Here is a 20,193-nt window from a genome sequence, read left to right as displayed (position 1 = left end):
CGCTCCGGCGGTTCAGCCCGCCAGGACCGCCTCCGCCGCCGCCACGCCGCAGACGCGGGCCGCGCCGTAGGTGGCGATGTGCGGGGCGCCGCGCGGGGCGGACTGCGGTACGCCCATCTCCACGATCACGGTGGCCGGGTCGGCGGCGAGCAGGGTGTCGAGGGCCTCGCGCATCCACGGGTGCCGGTGCTCGTCGCGGACCACCGCGACGACCCGCCGGCCGGCCGCCGCCCTCAGCGCCTGCTCACCGGCGCCGGGGCCGGTGAAGCCGCCGGTGGTGGTGCCGGGAAGCAGCCGCTCCAGCTCCGCTCCGACACCCCACGGGGTCTCGTCGCCCACGGCGATGTTCGGGGCCGGGTTGAAGGTCGCCACGTACACGGGTCCGGTGACCGGCGCGGGGGCGGCGGCGCGGGTGACGGTGACCGCGCGGCGGGCCGCGACCAGGCCGATCTCCGGCTCGGGTGCGACCGTCCCGGCCGGGGAGCGCCGTACGCCCGCGGTCCAGTCGGCCAGGGCGCGGACCCGGGCGGCGGCGTCGGCGAGCCGCTCCTCGGGGAGTTCCCCGGAGCGTACGGCGGCGACCAGCGCGTCCTGGAGGCTCTGCACGGTGCCCTCGTCGCACAGTCCGCCGCCCACGCAGATCGCGTCGGCGCCGGCCGCGATGGCGAGGACGACCCCGTGCTCCAGTCCGTAGGTGCCGGAGATGGCGCGCATCTCCATGCCGTCGGTGACGATCAGGCCCTGGTAGCCGAGTTCGCCGCGCAGCAGGTCGGTGAGGATGCGGCGGGAGAGGGTGGCCGGGCGGTCCGGGTCGAGGACCGGGACCCGGATGTGGGCGCTCATGACGGCACGGGTGCCGGCCGCGATCGCCGCCCGGAACGGCTGGAGTTCACGCTCGTGCAGCGTGGTGGCGTCGAGGTCGATGTGCGGGATCGCGTGGTGCGAGTCGACGCTGGTGTCGCCGTGGCCGGGGAAGTGCTTGGTGCAGGCGGCGACGCCGGTGGACTGCAGGCCCTCGACGTAGGCGGCGGTGTGCCGGGCGACCAGGGCGGTGTCCCCGCCGAAGGAGCGCACGCCGATCACCGGGTTGTCGGGGTCGGCGTTGACGTCGGCGGACGGCGCCCAGTTGAAGTTGACCCCGCACTCGGCGAGCCTGCGGCCCAGTTCGCGGGCGACGCCCCGGGTCAGGCCGGTGTCGTCGACGGCGCCGAGCGCGTGGTTGCCGGGGAAGGAGGAGCCGGTGCGGACCTCCAGGCGGGTGACGTCGCCGCTCTCCTCGTCGATGGCCACCAGCAGGTCGTCCCGCTCGGCCCGCAGCTGCGCGGTGAGGGCGGTGACCTGCTCGGCGGTGGTGACGTTGCGGCCGAAGAGGGCGACGGAGGCGAGGCCCTCGCCGAGGCGGCGGCGTATCCAGTCGGGTGCGGTGGTGCCGGCGAAGCCCGGCTGCAGCACGGCGAGCGCGTCCCGGGTGAGGGTGTCGGTGCCGGTGGTGAATGTCGTCATCGGGTGGCGTTATCCCTTCACGGCGCCCGCGGTGAGGCCGCTGACGGCCCTGCGCTGCAGGAAGACGAAGAGGATCAGGATGGGGACGGCGAACAGGGACGAGGCAGCCATCGTGGCGCCCCAGTCGTCGCCGAACTGGGTCTGGAAGCTGGACAGCCACAGCGGCAGGGTCTGCGCGCCACCGGCTTCCTTGTTGAGCACCAGGACGAGGGGGAACTCGTTCCAGGCGGTGATGAAGCCGAACATGGAGGTGGACATCAGTCCCGGCGCGAGCAGCGGCAGGATGACCCGGCGGAACGCCTGGGCGCGGGTGCAGCCGTCGACCATGGCCGACTCCTCCAGCTCCTTCGGCACGGCGGCGACGAAGCCGCGCAGCGTCAGGACGGTGAAGGGCAGGATCATCATCATGTAGAAGGCCGTCAGCGGCACCAGGCTGTTCAGCATGGAGGCGTCCCGCACGATCATGTAGATCGCGATGACCATGACCTCCCAGGGCGCCATCTGGGCGAGCATGAAGCCGATGACGAAGCCGCGCCGGCCCCTGAACCGCATCCGTGCCAGGGCGAAGGAGCCCGCCAGCGCGATGATCAGGGAGAAGAGGACGGCGAGGCAGGTGACGGTCAGCGAGTTGCGGACGTACGTCCAGAAGTGGTCGGCGTCGGTCGCGGTCCTGAAGTGCTCGAAGGTGACGTCGGTCGGGAACCAGACGGGGGTCTCCGAGATGATGTCGCCGGTCGGCTTGAACGCCGTGGCGAACATCCAGTACACGGGGAAGACGCAGACGATGAACAGGACGACGGCCGTGACGTTGGGCCACAGGCGGCCGAAGAGCGAGCGCTTCACAGCTCGTCCTCCTCTTGCTTGAGCACGATCCTGAGGTAGTAGGCGGTCAGGCCGAGCATGATCAGGACGGTGAGCACGGCGATCGCCGCGCCCATGCCGTAGTGCTGGTTGCCGACGCCCTCGACGTAGGCGTAGACGGGCAGGATCTCGGTGAGCCGGTCGGGGCCGCCGCCGTTGAAGGTGAAGACCTGGACGAACGCCTTGAAGATCCAGATGATCTCCAGGAACGTCGTGGCGTACAGGAACGGCCGCAGGAACGGCAGGGTGACCGTGGTGAAGCTGCGCCAGGCGCCGGCGCCGTCGAGCGCGGCGGCCTCGTACAGTTCGCCGGGGATGGTGGTGGTCGCCGCGTAGAGGTTGATCGCGACGAACGGGACGGACATCCAGACGATCAGCAGGGTGACGACGAAGAACGTCGACATCTGGCTGCTGGTCCAGCTGTAGTCGGCCATGGAGTGCCAGCCGAGCTTGTCCAGGACCCAGTTGACGACGCCGAAGCGCTGCGCGAAGAGCCACTGGTAGACGGTGGTGGCGGCGACCACGGGCATGGCCCAGGCCAGCACCAGGCCGATCAGCAGGGTGAACCGCATCCGCTTGCCGAGGCGGGCGAGCAGCAGGCCGGTCAGCGCGCCCAGGACCATGGTCAGGACGACGTTGACCGCCGTGAACAGGATGGAGCGGAGGGTGACCCGCCAGAACTCCTCGCCGGTGAGGACGTCCTTGTAGTTGTCGAGGCCGTTCCACTCGGTGACGTGCTGGATCAGCTGCGCCATGTTGAGGTTCTGGAACGACAGCAGCAGGTCCTTGAGCAGCGGCCAGCCGAGCAGCAGCACGGTGGCCGCGGTGGCGGGCAGCAGCAGGAGGTACGGGGCGAGCGCGCCGGCGCGCGACGCGGCTCGCGGTGTGGGCCTGCCGGGTCCCCCGTCGTCCGTCTTGCGGACGTCCGCCGGGCCGGAGGGCGGCCGTTCGGTCTGCACGGTCATGCTCGCGATCTCTCTTCTCGGCGTGCTCAACGGGGTGCGGGGGCCGTCGCGTCGGCCGGCCCCCGCCCCGTTCGGAGCGCGTGCGCTTCTACTGCTGCTGCGCCAGGCGCTTGTTGAACTCGCCCTCGACCTGCTTGGCGGCCTCGGCGGGGGACTTGCCGTTCAGCACGGCGGTCAGGTACGTCTTGATCGGGTTGGGCGCGTTCTCCACCGCGGCCCACTCGGGGATCAGCGGCGTGGTGCCGCCGACGGCGGCGGCCGGCGCGGCGGCCTCGGCGGGGGCGTTGCCCTCGAGGTTGCTCTGCAGCGACTCCTTGTTGGGGATGACGCCGTTGAGCTTGGCCAGCTGGCCCTCGAACTTGTCGGAGAGGGTCAGCTTCAGGAACTCCTTGGCGAGGTCCTGCTTCTTGCTGCCCGCGGCGACGGCGAGGTTGGAGCCGCCGAGGAAGACGCCCTCGGGCTTGTCGGCCGTGGCACCGGGGATGGTGAAGTAGCCGATCTCCTTCTCGATGTCCGGGTTGGCCTTGATCGCGATGCCGGCTTCCCAGCCCATGCCGATGAAGGCGCCGGTCTTGCCCTTGGCGAAGACCTCGCCCTGCTGCGGGGTGGCCTCGTCCTTGTCCTTGGGCGCCTTGGACAGCGCCTGGAACTTCTTGTACGTCTCCGCGGCGGCGGCGACCTTCGGGTCGTCGAGGTTGGAGACGTACTTGTCGCCGTCCTTCTTGACCAGTTCGCCGCCCTCGCCGATCACCAGGCCGACGAAGTGGTACCAGTTCTGGCCGGGCAGGTAGATCGGCTCGGCGTCGGTCTTGTCACCGATCGTCTTGAGCGCGTCGTAGAACTCGTCGCGGGTCTTGGGGGTGTCCTTGAGGCCGGCGTCCGCCCAGACCTTCTTGTTGTAGAGGACGACGCGGGTGGCGAAGTACCAGGGCGCCGCGTACTGCTTGCCATCCACGACGGACGACTCGTTGAGCGAATCGGTCCACTCGCCGCCGATCTCCGCCTTGAGGTCGGCGAGTTCGGCGAGGCCGCCGGTCTTGGCGTAGGCCGGGGTCTGGGTGTTGCCGATCTCGAAGACGTCCGGCGGGTTCTCCTCGGACAGCGCGGTGGTCAGCTTCTGCTGGATGCCGTTCCACTGCTGGACCTCGAACTTGACCTTCGCCTTGGTCTTCTTCTCGAACTCCGTGGCGAGGTCCTTCTGCCACTGGTCCGGCGAGGAGCCGTCCATCACCCACACGGTGAGCGTCTCGCCGGCGTAGCCGTCCGCGCCGGCCTTCTTGCCGTCGTCACCGTCGTCGCCGCCGCACGCCGCGACGGAGAACAGCATGCCCGCGACCCCTATCGCGGCTATCAGCTTGCGCTTCACGCGCCACCCCTCCTCAGGAATGCCTTGCACACCCACGCCCTCGGCGGTGACCCCCACAGCGGCGCAACAGCTCGGCGGGCTGGGACCCGGCTTCCTCTAAATGGTTTAGACCAGCAAGGGGGAGCTTGGCCTAGACCTATGGCTCTGTCAAGGGTCGTGGACTCACGCCTGGATAACGGCTCCGACACCCCTGACGGAGCGCAGAACTACGCACAAACAGGGACGGGTTGCGGCTTGGACTAGACCAAAGTGAGAACGCACCGTTATAACGGGATCGCCGAGCGTGCGGCGCCGAACCCGGCCGTCCGCCGAAGTGCACCGCGGCCGGCGCCTGCCGTCCGCGCGCCGGACACCGCAGCCGGAAGGCAGGTCATGACCACGGATGTCAGCAGCGCCCGGGCCGACTCGCAGGCGCCGGGCCACCCCGGACGCGTGCCGAAGTACTACCGCATCAAGCAGCGGTTGCTGCAGATGACCGACGAACGCACCCCGGGCGCCCCGATGCCGGCCGAGCGGCTGCTCGCCGTCGAGTTCCGCACCTCCCGCACGACGGTCCGCAAGGCCCTCCAGGAGCTGGTGAGCGAGGGCAGGCTCGACCGGATCCAGGGCAAGGGCACGTTCGTCGCCCGCCCGAAGGTCTACCGGACGCTCCAGCTGACCTCGTACACGGAGGACATGCGGGCCCAGGGGCTCAACCCGGCCTCGCAGGTGCTGGACATCGGGTACATCGCCGCCGACGCGGAGCTGGCGGCGCTGCTGGAGGTGGAGCCGGCGGACAGGGTGCTGCGCATCGAGCGGCTGCGGCTGGCCGGCGGGGAGCCGATGGCGATCGAGGCGACCCATCTGTCCGCCCGGCGCTTCCCGCACCTGCGCCGCAACCTGACCCGCTACACCTCGCTCTACACCACGCTCGCCGAGGTGTACGGGGTGCGGCCCACGGAGGCCGACGAGACCATCGAGACCTCCCCGGCGACACCGCGGGAGGCCGGGCTGCTCGCCACGGACGTCGGGCTGCCGATGCTGCTGCTCTCCCGCCACTCGCGGGACGAGTCGGGCAGGCCGGTCGAGTGGGTCCGCTCGGTGTACCGGGGCTCGCGCTACAAGTTCACGGCGACCCTGACGCGTCCGGCGCCCTGATGCCCTGATGCCCCGACGCCCTGACCGGGTGGTTCCTTTCAACACCGCCTAGATCAAAAAGAGTTGAGTGCGGGATACCGAAAGGGCGTTCCTTGACACGGCTCATTGGTCCAGTCCAATATCCCACTGGTCTGAACCACGTGGCGCGTTCCTTCCGCATCCGCCCCGCGCACGGTCCCGCACGGAGGCCCCGGTGACATCGATGTCACCGGGCCGTCCGACCGCCGCGGCGAGCCGGCGCGGGCGCGAGCAGGCCGTGAGTGATCCCGATCTCCGGAGTACCGCATGACGACGCAGCACCGCTTCTTACACCGCGCCGCCTCCGAGCGCCCCTACTTCAGCGCCGACGGCGAGAGCTACCTCGCCGGGACGCAGCTGCGGCACCTGACCAAGGACCTGCCCCTGCGGGTGCTCTCGCGGGAACAGTTCGCCTCCTGGCAGGACCACGGCTACGTCGTGGTGCCCGAGGCCGTCTCCCCCGACGCGGCCAAGCTGCTGCTGGAGTTCGCCTGGGACTTCCAGGGGCTGGACCCCCAGCGCCCCGAGACCTGGTACGAGGAGCGCGCCTTCCGCTCGGACCTCGACCGGGACCTGTTCGTCTACGGCTTCGTCGAGGCGTACCAGCACCAGCTGCTCTGGGACAGCCGGCAGAACCGGCGGGTCTACGACGCTTTCGTGGACGTCTGGGACTGCGAGGAGCTCTGGGTCACCCTGGACCGCCTCAACCTCAACCCGCCCAATGTCGGCAACCGTTCGCGTTCCTTCATCGAGCCCACGGACGAGGGCTTCGACATCGAGCTGCACTGGGACGTCGACACCACGGCGAGCGTGCCCCCGCAGCGGGTGCAGGGCATCATCGCGCTCACCGACACCGCGCCCGACGAGGGCGGCTTCCAGTGCTCGCCCGAGCTGTTCCGCCGGTTCGACGAGTGGAAACTGGGGCAGCCCGCCGACCGGGACCCGATCCGGCCCGGCGCCGACCGCACGGAGTTCCCGGTCGTCCGGCCCGAGCTCAAGGCCGGTGACCTGCTGATCTTCAACGGGATGCTGGCGCACGGCGTCGCCCCGAACACCTCGGCCGACGGTGTGCGGGCGGTGCAGTACCTGTCGATGATGCCGGCGCTGGAGGAGCACCGGGAGCTGCGCGACTCCCGGGTGCGCTCCTGGCGCACGCTCAGCACACCGGAGTGGAACGCGACGCTGCTCGGCGACGCGCGGAAGCACGAGTCCCTGCGCTACGGACCCGCCGAACTCACCGACCTGGGACGCGCGTTGCTGGGGCTGGACGCCTGGCACGGGCGGACGCGATGAGACGGGGAACCGACGTGCACCGGATATGCCTGGCCCTCCCCACGAACCGGGAGTGCTCCGCCGCCATCACCGCCCTCGGCGACGAAGCCGCCTACGCCGCGCGGCGGTTCGGCGTCGAGACGCATCTGCTGGTCCTCGACTCCTCCGACGGGCCGACCCGCGAGGCCCACGCACGGACGGTCGCCGCGCTCCCCGAGGTCCCGCACGTCGTGGTGCACCACCTCGACGAGACCGCCCAACGGGACTTCCTGCGGCGCGCCGCCGACCGGGCCGCGCTCGCCGAGCCGGACCGGACGCTCGGCCTGATGCTCCCGGACGCGCTCTCGTACGGCGCCTGCACCAACCGCGCGTTCCTCGTCGCGGCGGCGCTGGGCTGCCGTTCGGTCCACCGGCGCGACTCCGACAGCAGTTACCAGACCTTCGGCGGCGAGCCCGTCTTCCCCGTCCACCACGAGCTGGCCTCGCTGGGCAAGAGCGCCGCCGACGCCTGGGCCGGGGTGTCCGAGGTGACCCTCGACCCGGCGATCGCCGGGCGGACCGTGTCGATGGTGGGCGCCTCCTTCATCGGCGAACTCTCCGTCGACATCGGTGGGATACGGGAACTCGACAAGGACGTGTACGACGAGGTCGTCGGGCTGTGGGCGCCCGGCCACTGGTCGGCGGAGCAGCGGCGGGAGCTCGCCGAGGAGTCCTTCAAGGGCGCCGGGGTGCTCCCCTTCGCCGGCGACCACTCGACGCTGACGCTGGTCGACCCGATGCACGTCGACATGTCCAACATCGCGTTCGACCGGGACGTGTACGAGCGGCTGCCGCTGCCGCCCGCCACCGCGACCATCGGCAGCGACTACTTCCTGATCCACGCCGTGCACGACGCCGGGCTGCCGGGGGTCCTGCACAACCGGCACATCGAGAACTGGTACACCGGGGAGCGCCGCACCCACGCCGGTTTCCTGGCGTACCAGGAGCGGTTCGTGAAGTTCCTGCTGTCGATGCTGTACCTGCACTACGTCTACGCGCGGATGGCCGACGCCGGTACGGCGCTGCTCGACGACGACGGGCGGCTCGACCCGGAGCCGTTCGCCGCGTTCCTCGCCGAGAGCGTGCGGCTGGACCGTACGGAGAACGAGCGGCGGCTGGACACGGTCGCGGCGGCCTACGGGCGACTGGGCGGCAAGTACGCCGAGTTCGCGCGCGGCATTACGGCGGACCGGGAGCGGCTGCTGGACGAGGCCGCGCGCGACACCGAGGACTTCGTCGCGCTGATCGGGGACTGGGAGGCGCTGGTACGGGCGTGCCGGGACACCGAGGTGCCGGGCGGTCCGCGGTGAACGGGGCGCTGCGCGCCGCCCTTGCGGCCGCCGGAGGGGACGCGCTGGTCTACGACCTGGACGGGATCGCCGCCCAGTACGACGCGCTGGCCGGTGAGTTGCCGGGCGTCGGCATCCGGTTCGCGGTGAAGGCCTGCCCGGTGCCGGAGGTCCTGGCCCGGCTGGCCGGCCGGGGCGCCGGGTTCGACGCGGCGAGCCCCCGGGAGATCGCCCTGGCGCTGGCGACGGGCGTGCCCGCCGGCCGGATCCACTACGGCAACACCGTCAAGTCCGACCGGGACATCGCCGAGGCCTGCCGGCTGGGCGTGCGGGACTTCGCCACGGACAGCGTGGAGGACGTCGTCGCGCTGGGCGAACACGCGCCGGGCGCACGGGTGTTCTGCCGGCTGGCGACCAGCGGCGAGGGCGCGCTGTGGGGGCTGAGCCGTAAGTTCGGGTGCTCGGCGGACGACGCCGTACGGGTGCTGGAGGCCGCGCGGGACGCGGGGCTGGTCCCGTCGGGGCTGTCGGTGCACGTGGGGTCGCAGCAGATGACCGCCGAGGCGTGGCAGCGGGCCTTCACCGCCCTGGCCGAGGTGCTCACGGCGCTGCACGGCCGCGGGATCGTGCCGGACCACGTCAACCTCGGCGGCGGTCTGCCCGCGCTCGGCTACACGGACCGCCGGGGCGAACGGCTCGATCCCCCGCTGGACAAGATCTTCGCGGTGCTCCGCGAGGGGATGGAGCGGCTGGCCGGAGCGTCCTCGCGTCCGCCGGCCTTCCTGGTCGAACCGGGACGCCATCTGGTCGCCGACCACGGCGCGATCAGGGCGCACGTCGCCCGGCTGACCACGCGCCGCGGGCCGGACGGGGAACGCGAGCGCTGGCTGTTCCTGAGCTGCGGCAAGTTCAACGGACTGTACGAGATGGACCAGGTGCGGTACCCGCTGGTCTTCCCCTCCCGTCCGGACGCGGCCGGCTCGGACCTGGTGCCGGTCGTCGTCGCGGGCCCCACCTGCGACAGCGACGACGCCTACGCCCACGAGCACCCCCGGGTGCGGGTACCGGCGGCGCTCGCGTCCGGCGACCCGGTGTGGGTGCTGTCCGCCGGCGCCTACGCGGCGAGCTACACGACCGAGGGCTTCAACGGCTTCGCCCCGCTGCCCCGCGTCTGCGTGGGCGGCGGCGTCCCGGACGTCCGCGTCCGCCGGATCACCGAGGACGACTGGCCGCGGATCGCCGCCCTGGAGGCCCAGGTGTACGCGCCGGCCGCGCTGTCGGAAGGGCTGGAGGCGCTGCGCTCCCGGGGCCGGGCCTCCCCGGAGACCTGCTTCGTGCTGGAGACCGGCGCGCGGGTGGCCGGCTATGTGCTCGCCCTGCCCTATCCCCGCCACCGGTGGCCGGATCTGAGCCGGCCCGAGGAGCGGGCGTACGACTCGCGCAATCTGCATCTGCACGACCTGGTGATCGCGGACGATCTGCGCGGCCGGGGGCTGGGCAGCCGGCTCCTGCGGCATCTCACGGCGACCGCGGGCCGGTCGGCCTTCGAGCGGATCTCGCTGGTCGCCGTCGGCGGGACCGAGGGCTTCTGGGCCGGGCACGGATACCGGCCCGACCCGGCGGCCGGACCTCCCGGGAGTTACGGCGAGGGCGCCGTCTACCTCTCCCGCCCCGTCCCGCACCACCGTCCCGGCGACCCCGGAGAGGGGATCTGACTCCCATGCCGCCCACCCTCGGCGACTTCCGCCGTGACCAGCTGGCGATCGCCGCGCTGTTCTGCTTCCTCGGTTTCCAGTACGCCACCTGGGCGTCCCGGCTGCCCGCCCTCAAGGACCGCTTCGACCTGGGCGGGACGGAGGTGGGGCTGCTGCTGATGGTCTGCGGTGTCGGGGCGGCGGTGTCCTTCCCGCTGGTCGCCCCGCTGATGCGGCGGCTCGGCGCGCGGCGGCTGGCGCTGTGGTCGGCGCTGGTCCTGGTGGCCGTGCTGCCGGTGCTGGCCGCGGCGGGCGGCTACCCGCTCGTACTGCTGGTGATCTTCGTCGACGGGGTGGCCGTCGGCTGTCTGAACGTGGCCATGAACGCGCGGGGCGCCGCGCTCGAGTCGCACTACGGCCGGGCCGCGATGGCGCAGCTGCACGCGACGTTCAGCGGCGGGTCGCTCGGGGGCGCGCTGCTGGCCTCGGGGGTGAACACCGTGACGCACTCGGTGACCGCGCACTTCGCGGTGGCGGCGGCGCTGGGACTGCTGCTGCTGGCCGGTGCGGGTCCCCGTGCGCTCCCGGACGCGCCTCCGGCCGGGGAACAGCCCACGAAGGAGGAGAAGCAGGGGAAGAAGGGGCTCAGGAGTCTGACCGGCGCCTCCCGGGCGGCGCTCTGGCTGGGCTGCGCGATGGTGTGCGGCACGGTCGTCGAGGGCGCGATGAACGACTGGTCTGCGCTCTATCTGACGGAGGAGACGGGGGCGTCGGGACGGCTGGCGCCGCTGGGCATCGCCGTCGTCTCGGTGATGATGGTGCTGGCGCGCCTGCTGGGCGACGGCTGGCGCGGCCGCTGGGGCGACGCGCGGATGGTGCGGGTGGGCAGCGTCATGGCCGGTACGGGCCTGGCCCTCGCCCTGCTGTCCGGCGGCACCTGGACCGCGCTCGCCGGCTTCGCCTGCGTCGGCCTGGGCATGGCCACGGTGACGCCCTGCCTCTACGTCGCCGCCGCGGACCAAGGCCCCGACGCGCTCGCCCTGGTGGCCGCCATGGGCACCACCGGCCTTCTCGCGGGTCCGGCCCTGATCGGTTTCGTGGCCGGCCGCACCGACCTGACGACCGGGATGGCGGTGGTCGCGGCCTCCGCGGTGCTGGTGGCGGTGTGCTCGGGCCGGGTGCGCTGGAAGGAGCGGGAGGGCGCGGCCGCGGCGCGCTGAACGGCGCGGGGTTCCCGCACGAGCGTCTCGTGCGGGAACCCCGCGCCGTCCTTGTCCGGGTCCTGTCCGGGCGGTGGGCTACTCCGGGACGGCTCCCAGCGTCTTCAGCACGCCGTACACGCCGACGCACAGGATGGCGGCGCTGCTGACGACGAGGGCCCCGGTCAGCCAGGGGTTGGCGCGGAAGCGGCGCGGGACGCCGGTGGAGCGCAGCCGCCAGACGGCGACGACCACGGCGAGCAGGAAGATCCCGCCGCCGATGCCGCCGATCTGGACCATCAGCACCGGCGACTGCATCCAGAGGAAGAAGCAGGCCCACAGCAGCGGCAGACACCAGGTGAGGACGCGGATGGTGCGGGTGCGGACGCGGACGTCGCCCCAGTCGATGACGCCGAGCAGGCCGAGCGTGTTGGTCCACAGCCGGGGCACGGAGGCGGTGGAGCCGATGAGGGTGGAGAAGAGGACGGCGAACGCGCCGATCAGGAACAGGTACTCGGCCCAGGGGCCCATGGTGTCGGTGTAGATGCGCGAGAGCGTGGTGATCATCTTGTTGCCCTCGGGCACCAGGCCCTGCGGGTGCAGCACGGCCGCGCCGATGACGTAGAAGGACAGGGTGCACAGCACGCAGACGGCGAGGCCGGTGAGGGCGTCCAGGCGCATCACCTTGATCCAGCCCTCGGCGCGCCGGGCGCGCTCCTCGCTGCCGTCGTCGGGGCCCGTCCAGCGGGCGTAGCCCTTCTCCATGCACCAGTAGGTGTACGTGGTCATCTCGTCGGCGCCGACGCCGGTGATGCCGAAGACGGCCAGCGCGATGCCGACGGTGCCGGCCGGGATCTCGAAGCCGAAGCCGCTGCCCAGTTCGCTGCCGCCGTAGCCGAACTCGGTGCCGGGCAGGCCCACCGCGAGGCTGACGGTGACCAGGGTGAAGACGACGACGGAGACGAGGCAGGCGCGTTCGACGAGGCTGTACTTGCCGGACTGGAGCAGGAGGACCGCGGCGAGGGTGACGACGACGGCCCAGAGCGCGAGGGAGCCCCAGCTGAGCGGTTCGCCGATCACCGGCCAGAGCACCGAACAGGCGGCGGCGGTACCGCCGATGATGCCTCCGCGCTGGAACATCTTGGCGAAGTCCATGCCGATCCAGAGCCAGTTGATCCAGCTCAGCCGGCCGATGCGGGGCCCGACGTCGCGGTAACCCTCGAGTGCGGTCCGTCCGTTGAGGATGGTCCACTGGGCCAGTTCCATCTGGACCCAGACCTTGACCGCGGTGGAGACGATCACCAGCCAGAGCAGGGCGAAGCCCGCCTCGGCGCCGAGCGCGGTGGTGGTGATCAGCTCTCCGGAGCCGACGACGGCGGCCGACAGCACGAAGCCGGGGCCGAGATGGCGTATCCGGTCGCGGAAGACGGTGGGTGCGGGCCGGGCGTCCTCGGGGCGCAGGGCGTACGGATCGGCCTGCGCGTGCTCCGCCGCTGGGGCGGTGGTGGTCGACATGGCGGTGTTCCTTTGCTGGATCCGGCGCCGTCGCCGGAGCGGAAGGCAAACAGGGCGGGGAGGAGCAATGGGGGGTGACGTTCCGGGCGGCGGGGCGGGGTCAGCCGGCCGCGTGGCGCGGGGCCTCGCCGTCGAGGACACGGAGTACGTCCTCGGCGACCATCAGGCCCATCGCGCGGTTGGCCTCCGGGGTGCAGGCGGCCATGTGGGAGGTGAGGGTGAGACGGGGTGCCGTGCGCAGCACATGGCCGGCCGGGAGGGGTTCGACGGCGAAGGCGTCGAGCGCGGCGGCGGCCAGGTGTCCGGAGTGCAGGGCGGCGGCGAGCGCGGTGTCGTCGACGAGGCCGCCGCGGGCGGCGTTGACCAGGATCGCGCCGGGCTTCATGGCTTCCAGCCGGGCGGCGTCCAGCAGGGGTTCGCCGGCGGGCGGGAGGTGCAGGGTGACGACGTCGGCGCGGGCGAGGAGCGCGTCGAGCCCGGCGGGTTCGGCGTCCGCCCCGGTGACCGCGTCGTCGGGGACGTAGGGGTCGTGGGCGAGGACGCTCATCCCGAAGGCGCGGGCGTATCCGGCGACGAGCCGGCCGATGCGGCCGAAGCCGACGACGCCGAGGGTACGGCCGTGCAGTTCGGGGCCGAAGAGCTTGGGCCAGCCGCCCTCGGTGACCGCGGTGTGGGAGGCGCTGATCCGGCGGGCGGCGTCGAGGACGAGCCCGAAGGTGTACTCGGCGACGGCCCGCGAGTTGGAGCCGGGAGCGAAGACGACGGGGATGCCCCGGTCGCGGGCGGCGGCGACGTCGATGGTGTCGGTGCCGACGCCGTGCTTGGCGATGACCTTCAGCCGGGGCGCGGCGTCCATGACCTCGGCGGTCACCGGGTCCATTCCGGCGACGAGGGCGTCGGCGCCGGCTATCCGGGCGAGCAGTTCGCCGTACGGCAGGGCACGGTCGTCGTACGGGCGCAGGGGGCCCGCGCCGCCGTCGGCGAGCAGCGTCCAGGGGTCGGGCGAGTGGCGGGCGAAGGTGGGCGTGGTGATGAGGGTGGTGCGCGCGGGGGTGCTCATGCCCGGCCCTCGCGCGCGGCGTCCAGGTGGCTGGCGGCGATCTGCTGGAGGTGGACGACGTCGGCGGCGACGGACGCGAAGGTGAAGCCCTCCGCGAGCCGGCGGGCCGCGCTCGCGCCGTCCCCGTTGTGGATGCCGGCGGCGATGCCCGCGGCCGCGGCGGCCTCGCGGATCCGGGTGAGCGCCCGCTCGAACGCGTCGGCCACGTCCGGGTCGGTGGAGGTGGCGCCCCCGATCGCCAGGCGCAGGTCGGACGGGCCGACGTAGACGCCGTCGAGTCCCGGGGTGGCGCAGATCTCCTCGACGTTAGCGAGTCCGTCGGCGGTCTCGATCATGGCGAGGACCGCGGTCTGCTCGTGGGTGTCGGCCGGGTTCGGACCGATGCGCAGCTGGGCGCGCATGGGGCCGTAGGAGCGGCGGCCGTGCGGCGGGTAGCGGACGGCGGCGACCGCGTCGGCGGCGTCCCGGGCGGTGTCGACGAGCGGCACGATGACGGCGGCGGCGCCCGCGTCCAGGGCGCGGCCGATGTACGTCGGGTCGTTGGCCTCGACGCGGACCACGCCGACGGCGGTGGAGCCGCGGGTGTCGGTGGCGATGAGGTTGTTCAGCAGGCCCTGGTAGCCGAAGAGGCCGTGCTGGGCGTCGAAGGCGAGGTAGTCGTAGCCGAGGCGGGCGAGGCGCTCGGCGGCGACGGGCGAGTCGAGCAGCGACCAGTAGCCGAGGAGGGGGCGGCGGTCGCGCAGTGCGGCGGTGAAGTGCGCGGCGGTGGTCATGAGAGGTCTCCGGACTGCGGGTATCGGGGGGTCAGCGGTTGTACGCGGGCATCGGGCCGCGGAGGGCGGCGCCGAGGGCGTCGCAGGCGGCGGTGACGTCCGCCGGCAGCGGGCCGGCCTGTGCGGCGGCGATGTTGGCGCGCAGGTGCTCCGGCCGGGAGCCGCCGAGCAGCAGGGCGTCGGTGGAGGGGCGGTCCAGCAGCCAGCGGAGGGCGAGTTCGGTGAGCGGGAGGCCGGCCTCGTCGGCGATCGCGGTGAGCCGGCCGACGGCTCCGAAGAGGTCCTCGTTCCAGTAGCGGTCCCGGTACATCGCGGCGAGTTTGGAGTCGCCGAAGCGGCCGGTGGCGGGGTCGGCCCCGAAGCGGTGCCGGCCGGTGAGGAGGCCGCCGCCGAGCGGGTTGTAGACCATGGTGCGCAGACCGCTCACCGCCGCGTACTCGGTGTACTCCTCCTCGATCCGGCGGGCGAGGAGGTTGTGCAGCTGCTGGGCGACCACGGGGCGCGGGGCGCCGGTCGCGTCGGCGGCGCGGGTCAGTTCGGCGATCTGCCAGGCGGCGAAGTTGGAGACGCCGAGGGCGCGGACCTTCCCCTCCGCGACGAACTCCGCCACGGCTCCCAGGGTCTCGGTGAGCGGGGTGCTGCGGTCCGGCTGGTGCAGGTAGAAGAGGTCCACGTGGTCGGTGCCGAGCCGCTTGAGGCTGCCCTCCAGGGCGGCGCGCAGGCCGGCCCGGGAGAGCGGGGCGTGCTCGCCCTGGTCGGGGTGCGGGATGCCGGCCTTGGTGGCGAGCACGATCCGGTCCCGGCGGCCGGGCAGCAGCTCGGCGAGGATCCGCTCGCTCTCGCCGCCCGCGTAGCCGTTGGCCGTGTCGACGCCGGTGAGGCCGGCGTCGAGGGCGGTGTCCAGCATGGCGGCGGCGCCGGCGCGGTCGACGGTGTCGCCGAACGTCATGGTGCCCAGGACCAGACGGGAGAGCGGTACGGGGACGGACGGGAGTCCGATTCCCTGCGGGCTTCCGTGCGGGCCGGTGCGGGTGCCGGTGCTCACGAGCGGTTCCTTCCGGTGCGGGCGGTTGGTTCTCGGTGTGTGAACGCTCGCATGACTGCGCGTTATGCGCAAGAGTCTCGCGCGAATCACGCAAGCTATGTCATCATCGGGGCACTGCGACGCCGAGTTCTTGGAGGAGGTCCGCGTGTGCCGTCGGGACGACACCACGGTGGTCGCGCTCGCCGACGACCTGTCGGGGGCGGCGGAGGTCGCCGCGCTGCTGGGCCTGCCCGCGCGGCTCGTACTGCGACCGGCCGACCTGGGGCTCTCCCCGGCCCCCGGTGAGGCCGTCGTGGTGGACCTCGACTCGCGGTACCTGGACGAGGGGGCCGCCGCGGCTGCCGTACGGGCCGCGGTACGCGCGGTGCGCGCGGCGGGGCGGGTCTCGTCCGGCGCCGGCCGCGACGCGGACGGGAACCTCGCGGAGGGGCGCGCGTTTCGCGCAGTCAATTCCGGTGCGGTGGACGGGGGTCCGCTCTGGTTCAAGAAGTGCGACTCGCTGCTGCGCGGGCCGGTGGGCGCGGAGGCGGCCGCCTTCGCGGAGGACGCCGAGGTCCTGGTGGTCGCCACCGCGCTGCCCGCCGCGCGGCGCGTGGTGCGCGGCGGCGTGGTCCTGGTCGACGGGGTCCCGCTGCACGAGTCCGCTGCCTGGCGCGCCGAGGAGCGCGCGGCGCCGCGGTCGGTCGCCGGGGCGCTGGCCCCGCTGCCGGTCACCGGCGTACCGCTGGAGACCGTACGGCGGGGCCCCATCGCCCTGGCCGGCCGGTTCCGGGAGGTGGCGGCGGACGGGCGGCACCCGGTCTGCGACGCGGAGACCGACACCGACCTGACGGTGATCGCCACGGCGGCGGCGCTGCTCGGCCCGGGCGTCCGGCTGCTGGGCAGCGGCGGTCTGGCGGCCGCCCTCGGCCGCCTCCTCACCTCCCGCCGCCCCACACCCCCCTCCGCCGGAACCCGGCCGCCGTCCGCCGTCCCACCGTCCGCCACCCACACACCGGCCGCGACCCACCCGACGGCACCGGCGGAAGCCACGGGGCCGACAGCCGCCACCCACACCCCGGCCACGGCGACCACCGAACCGGCCTCACCGCCCTCCCCCGCCGGACCGACCGCGACGTGCCCGGACGCGGCGTCGGGGGCCGCCCGGGCGGTCGTACCGGTGTACGACACGGTCGGGACCGGGGGGCGGGGGCTGCTCGTCGTTGCCGGGAGTGCGGAGCCTGTGGTGGGTGAGCAGGTGGGGCGGCTGGTGGCGGCCGGGGCGCGGCATGTCGTGCTGGCGCCGGGGCAGTTGGCCGGGACGGACACCGTCGTGCTGCCCGCTCCCGCGCCCGGCACGGTCACCGTGGTGTCCGTGGACGGCGCCGGCGGGGTCCGGGCCGGTGCGGCACGGGCGGTCGTGGCGGGCCTCGCCCGGGCCGTCTCCGCGCTGCCCGGGCGTCCGGACCTCGTCCTGACCGGCGGTGAGACGGCCCGCCGGGTGCTGGACGCGCTCGGCGTCACCACGCTGCGGCCCGTCGGAGAGATCCACCACGGCGCCGTGCACTGCACCACCACCGACGGCCGGTCGGTCGTCACCCGCCCCGGGAGCTTCGGCGGCCCGGACTCGTTCGTCCGTATCGCGGCGGCACTCCGCCCCTCTCAGCAAGGAGTCACCCAGTGAACGCGCAGCAGCCCCTCCCCCTCATCGGTGTCACCATGGGCGACGGTGCCGGTATCGGGCCCGAGGTGATCGTGCCCGCCGTGCTGGACGCCGCGACGCTGGGCCGGTGCCGGCCGGTGGTGATCGGTGACGCCGCGCGGCTGCGGGAGGCCGCCCGGATCCTCGGCGCCGACTGCGAGATCGTGGCCGTCCCGTCACCGGCGGCGGCCGAGTCCGCACCGGGCCGGATCAACGTCGTCGACCTCGGACTGCTCCCCGCCGGCCTGGCCTGGGGCACGCTGTCCGCCGCGGCCGGCAACGCCGCCTACGAGTACGTCAAGCGGGCCGCCGAGCTGGCCCTCGCCGGGGAGATCGACGGCATCTGCACCGCCCCCCTCAACAAGGAGGCGCTGCACGCGGCCGGGCACGTCTACCCCGGGCACACCGAACTGCTGGCCCACTTCACCGGGGTGGAGGAGGTGTCGATGATGCTCTCCACCGAGAAGGTGAAGGTCATCCACGTCACCACCCACATCGGTCTCATCGACGCCGTCAACCGGATCGAGCCCGGCCTGGTCGAGCGGACCGTGCGCCGCGGCCACGAGGCGATGGTCCGGGCCGGGGTGGCCGCCCCCGTCATCGGGGTCTGCGGGATCAACCCGCACGCCGGCGAGAACGGGCTGTTCGGGTACGGCGAGGAGGAGGAGAAGATCGTCCCGGCGCTGGAGACGGTGCGCCGCGACGGCATCGACGCCCGCGGCCCGCTGCCCGCCGACACGGCGTTCTTCCTGGCCTCCCGGGGCGACTACGACCTCATCGTGGCGATGTACCACGACCAGGGCCACGGCCCCGTCAAGGTGCTCGGCATCGAGGCCGGCGTCAACCTCACCGTCGGCCTCCCGGTCATCCGCACCTCCGTCGACCACGGCACGGCTTTCGACATCGCCGGTACGGGGAAGGCCGAGGCCGGTAGCATGATCGAGGCGCTGCGGCAGGCCGCCGAGATGTCCACCGCCCGCTGAACCCACGTATCGCGAAGGACACTTGATGCCGCCCAACGGATCCCAGGCTCGGCGTGAGGAGATCCTGCGACTCGCCACCACCACCGGCCTGGCCAGCGTCGAGGAACTGTCCCGGCACTTCGGCGTGACCGCCTCAACGATCCGCCGCGATCTGGCCCGGCTCACCGCCGACGGCCGGCTGGCCCGCACGTACGGCGGGGCGATGGCGCTGAACGCGCATCCGGAGGCGTCGCTGCGGCAGCGCACCACGGAGGCGTACGCGCAGAAGCGGGCCATCGCCCGCTGGGCGGCGGCGCAGGTACAGCCCGGTGAGACCGTGCTGCTGGACGCCGGGTCGACGGTCGGGGCGCTGGCGCACGAGCTGCGTACGGCGAAGGACCTCACGGTCGCCACCACCGGTCTGACGGCGCTGCACGAACTGGCGGACGTCGAGTCCGTTCACGTCGAGTGCCTGGGCGGGACGCTGCGTCCGCTCAGCCAGGCGTTCGTGGGCCCGCTGACGGAGGCGGCGCTGGAACGGATGACGTTCGACCGGGTCTTCCTCTCCGCGGACGGTGTCACGGCGGACGGCGGGATCTGCGAGGCGGACCTGCGGCAGACCCGCCTGAAGGAACTGATGGCCCGGCGGGCCGCCCGCACGTACGTCCTGGCCCACGCGGCGAAACTGGGCCGGGCCCCGTTCCACGCGTGGGCCCAGCTGCCGGCCGGCTGGACCCTGGTCACGGACGCCTCGGCGACGGACGCCGACGTCGCGGCGTTCACCGGGCGCGGTACGCGGGTGGTGCTGGCCGAGCCGGTGGACGAACCGTCACCGGACCGGCCCGCCCCCGCGGAAGGGGACTGAGGACGGCGCTCCCCGCCGGGGCGCCCCGGTCAGCGGGCGAGGGCCGACAGCGGTGACGGGCGGAGCGGCGCCAGCGGCACCGGGTCCTCGCGGAGGATGACCTGGAGCGTCTCCTTCAGCCGGCGGGACGGCTCGATGCCGAGGTGGTCGGTGAGCTGGCGGCGGGTGCTGTGGTAGGTCTCCAGGGCCTCCGCGCGGCGGCCGACGCGGTACAGGGCGAGCATCAGGAGTTCGGTGATGCGTTCCCGCCACGGGTGCACCACGCCGATCGCCCGGAGCTCGCCGATCGCGTCCTCGGTGAGACCGCAGCGCAGCTTCAGCTCCAGCTTGGCCTCGTGCGCCGCCAGGAACTCCTCCTCCAGCTGGACGGCCGTGCTGTGGCACAGCGGGCTGGTGCCGGTGTCCTGCAGCGGCTTGCCCTGCCACAGGGCGATTCCGGACTCCAGCAGGCCCACGGCCGCCATCGGGTCACGGTCGGCGACTGCCCTGGCTTCGGTGATCCGGCGCCGGAAGTCGTTCATGTCGATCCGCGCGGGGTCGGCCTTCAGGACGTACCCGGCGGAGTGGGTGACGAGGGCGGGCGCCGGCTCCGACGGGTCGGCGAGCCGGCTCAGTGTGCGGCGCAGCCGGGACACCTGCGCCTGGAGCGCGTTGTGGGCGGTGTGGGGCGGCTCGTCCCCCCACAGCTCGCTGTAGAGCTGCTCGTTCGTCAGCAGCCGGCCTCCGCTGACGAGAAGTGAGGCCAGCAGGATCCGTTGACGGGAGCCGGCGATCGGAACGTGCTCGTGCTTCGTGACGATCCCGACGGGGCCGAGGAGCGTGAATTCCATGGCGAAAGCCTCACACGCTGCGGTCGTCCGCTTCTTGAGGCGCAGCTCATGCGGCACTGGACTCCCGCTGGAGGCGAGTTTCGGCCAGGCCGGTCATATGCCCGTTCACACCGGACTGG

General features: G+C 72.9%; 17 protein-coding genes and 1 pseudogene. 9 read left to right on the top strand and 9 right to left on the bottom strand.

From position 1 onward, the window contains the following. Positions 1-12 precede the first annotated feature (12 nt). The 4 genes from CNQ36_RS30145 to CNQ36_RS30130 all read right to left on the bottom strand — a co-directional run bounded on the left by CNQ36_RS30145 (position 13) and on the right by CNQ36_RS30130 (position 4,695). The gene (locus CNQ36_RS30145) at positions 13-1,503 is read right to left on the bottom strand and encodes a glycoside hydrolase family 3 protein (RefSeq protein ID WP_121548291.1); all 1,491 of its coding nucleotides are present in this window, start codon (positions 1,501-1,503) and stop codon (positions 13-15) included. 9 nt (positions 1,504-1,512) lie between these two features. After that, positions 1,513-2,346: a carbohydrate ABC transporter permease gene (locus CNQ36_RS30140; protein ID WP_004923946.1), complete on the bottom strand. Its 834-nt coding sequence runs from the start codon at positions 2,344-2,346 to the stop codon at positions 1,513-1,515. Further along, a complete protein-coding gene (locus CNQ36_RS30135; RefSeq protein WP_121548290.1) occupies positions 2,343-3,329 on the bottom strand; it encodes a carbohydrate ABC transporter permease in 987 nt (328 codons plus the stop codon). The genes CNQ36_RS30140 and CNQ36_RS30135 overlap by 4 nt, the downstream gene beginning before the upstream one ends. A gap of 88 nt (positions 3,330-3,417) precedes the next feature. Continuing rightward, positions 3,418-4,695 carry an extracellular solute-binding protein gene (locus tag CNQ36_RS30130; RefSeq protein WP_121548289.1) on the bottom strand — a complete coding sequence of 426 codons (1,278 nt, stop codon included), beginning with the start codon at positions 4,693-4,695 and terminating at the stop codon, positions 3,418-3,420. Positions 4,696-5,067: 372 nt separating this feature from the next. On the opposite strand from CNQ36_RS30130, the gene CNQ36_RS30125 reads away from it, so the two are divergent. From CNQ36_RS30125 to CNQ36_RS30105, 6 genes and pseudogenes are all read left to right on the top strand, one after another. Beyond that, positions 5,068-5,832, top strand: coding sequence for a GntR family transcriptional regulator (locus CNQ36_RS30125; RefSeq protein ID WP_121548288.1), 765 nt, complete (start codon positions 5,068-5,070; stop codon positions 5,830-5,832). Between the two features lie 285 nt (positions 5,833-6,117). Then, positions 6,118-7,143, top strand: coding sequence for a phytanoyl-CoA dioxygenase family protein (locus CNQ36_RS30120; protein ID WP_004923957.1), 1,026 nt, complete (start codon positions 6,118-6,120; stop codon positions 7,141-7,143). Next, the gene (locus CNQ36_RS35445) at positions 7,140-8,471 is read left to right on the top strand and encodes a DUF6271 family protein (protein ID WP_228313111.1); all 1,332 of its coding nucleotides are present in this window, start codon (positions 7,140-7,142) and stop codon (positions 8,469-8,471) included. Before CNQ36_RS30120 ends, CNQ36_RS35445 begins: the two co-directional genes overlap by 4 nt. Continuing rightward, positions 8,435-9,634: pseudogene (locus CNQ36_RS35440) on the top strand (type III PLP-dependent enzyme); the annotation flags it as partial. The gene CNQ36_RS35445 and the pseudogene CNQ36_RS35440, both read left to right, overlap by 37 nt. Then, the gene (locus CNQ36_RS35435; RefSeq protein WP_323135686.1) at positions 9,626-10,165 is read left to right on the top strand and encodes a GNAT family N-acetyltransferase; all 540 of its coding nucleotides are present in this window, start codon (positions 9,626-9,628) and stop codon (positions 10,163-10,165) included. The pseudogene CNQ36_RS35440 and the gene CNQ36_RS35435, both read left to right, overlap by 9 nt. A 5-nt stretch (positions 10,166-10,170) precedes the next feature. Beyond that, on the top strand, positions 10,171-11,364 hold the full coding sequence (locus tag CNQ36_RS30105; protein ID WP_121548286.1) for an MFS transporter: 1,194 nt from the start codon (positions 10,171-10,173) through the stop codon (positions 11,362-11,364). 78 nt (positions 11,365-11,442) lie between these two features. Here the strand turns inward: CNQ36_RS30105 and CNQ36_RS30100 are convergent, their stop codons facing one another. The 4 genes from CNQ36_RS30100 to CNQ36_RS30085 all read right to left on the bottom strand — a co-directional run bounded on the left by CNQ36_RS30100 (position 11,443) and on the right by CNQ36_RS30085 (position 15,736). Beyond that, positions 11,443-12,858: an Nramp family divalent metal transporter gene (locus CNQ36_RS30100; RefSeq protein WP_121548285.1), complete on the bottom strand. Its 1,416-nt coding sequence runs from the start codon at positions 12,856-12,858 to the stop codon at positions 11,443-11,445. Between the two features lie 100 nt (positions 12,859-12,958). Then, a complete protein-coding gene (locus tag CNQ36_RS30095; protein ID WP_121548284.1) occupies positions 12,959-13,918 on the bottom strand; it encodes a phosphoglycerate dehydrogenase in 960 nt (319 codons plus the stop codon). Then, positions 13,915-14,691, bottom strand: a complete 777-nt coding sequence (locus CNQ36_RS30090; protein ID WP_121548283.1) for an HpcH/HpaI aldolase family protein — start codon at positions 14,689-14,691, stop codon at positions 13,915-13,917. The genes CNQ36_RS30095 and CNQ36_RS30090 overlap by 4 nt, the downstream gene beginning before the upstream one ends. A gap of 31 nt (positions 14,692-14,722) precedes the next feature. Further along, the gene (locus CNQ36_RS30085; RefSeq protein WP_121548282.1) at positions 14,723-15,736 is read right to left on the bottom strand and encodes an aldo/keto reductase; all 1,014 of its coding nucleotides are present in this window, start codon (positions 15,734-15,736) and stop codon (positions 14,723-14,725) included. A gap of 145 nt (positions 15,737-15,881) precedes the next feature. Between CNQ36_RS30085 and CNQ36_RS30080 the strand changes: the two genes are divergently transcribed. Genes CNQ36_RS30080 through CNQ36_RS30070 form a run of 3 tightly spaced genes read left to right on the top strand, consistent with a single transcriptional unit; the run spans position 15,882 to position 19,244 of the window. Next, the gene (locus CNQ36_RS30080) at positions 15,882-17,399 is read left to right on the top strand and encodes a four-carbon acid sugar kinase family protein (protein ID WP_228313110.1); all 1,518 of its coding nucleotides are present in this window, start codon (positions 15,882-15,884) and stop codon (positions 17,397-17,399) included. Then, positions 17,396-18,400: a 4-hydroxythreonine-4-phosphate dehydrogenase PdxA gene (gene pdxA, locus CNQ36_RS30075; protein WP_121548280.1), complete on the top strand. Its 1,005-nt coding sequence runs from the start codon at positions 17,396-17,398 to the stop codon at positions 18,398-18,400. Before CNQ36_RS30080 ends, pdxA begins: the two co-directional genes overlap by 4 nt. A 25-nt stretch (positions 18,401-18,425) precedes the next feature. Continuing rightward, a complete protein-coding gene (locus CNQ36_RS30070; protein ID WP_121548279.1) occupies positions 18,426-19,244 on the top strand; it encodes a DeoR/GlpR family DNA-binding transcription regulator in 819 nt (272 codons plus the stop codon). Positions 19,245-19,273: 29 nt separating this feature from the next. Here CNQ36_RS30070 and CNQ36_RS30065 read toward each other — a convergent pair whose 3' ends face one another. Continuing rightward, on the bottom strand, positions 19,274-20,074 hold the full coding sequence (locus CNQ36_RS30065; protein WP_121548278.1) for an AfsR/SARP family transcriptional regulator: 801 nt from the start codon (positions 20,072-20,074) through the stop codon (positions 19,274-19,276). Between the last annotated feature and the right edge of the window lie 119 nt (positions 20,075-20,193).

It is taken from the genome of Streptomyces fungicidicus (assembly GCF_003665435.1).
GTDB classification, from domain to species: domain Bacteria; phylum Actinomycetota; class Actinomycetes; order Streptomycetales; family Streptomycetaceae; genus Streptomyces; species Streptomyces fungicidicus.
The sequence above is the reverse complement of the archived record's forward strand: the minus strand, read 5'-3'. Positions and strand labels throughout refer to the sequence as shown.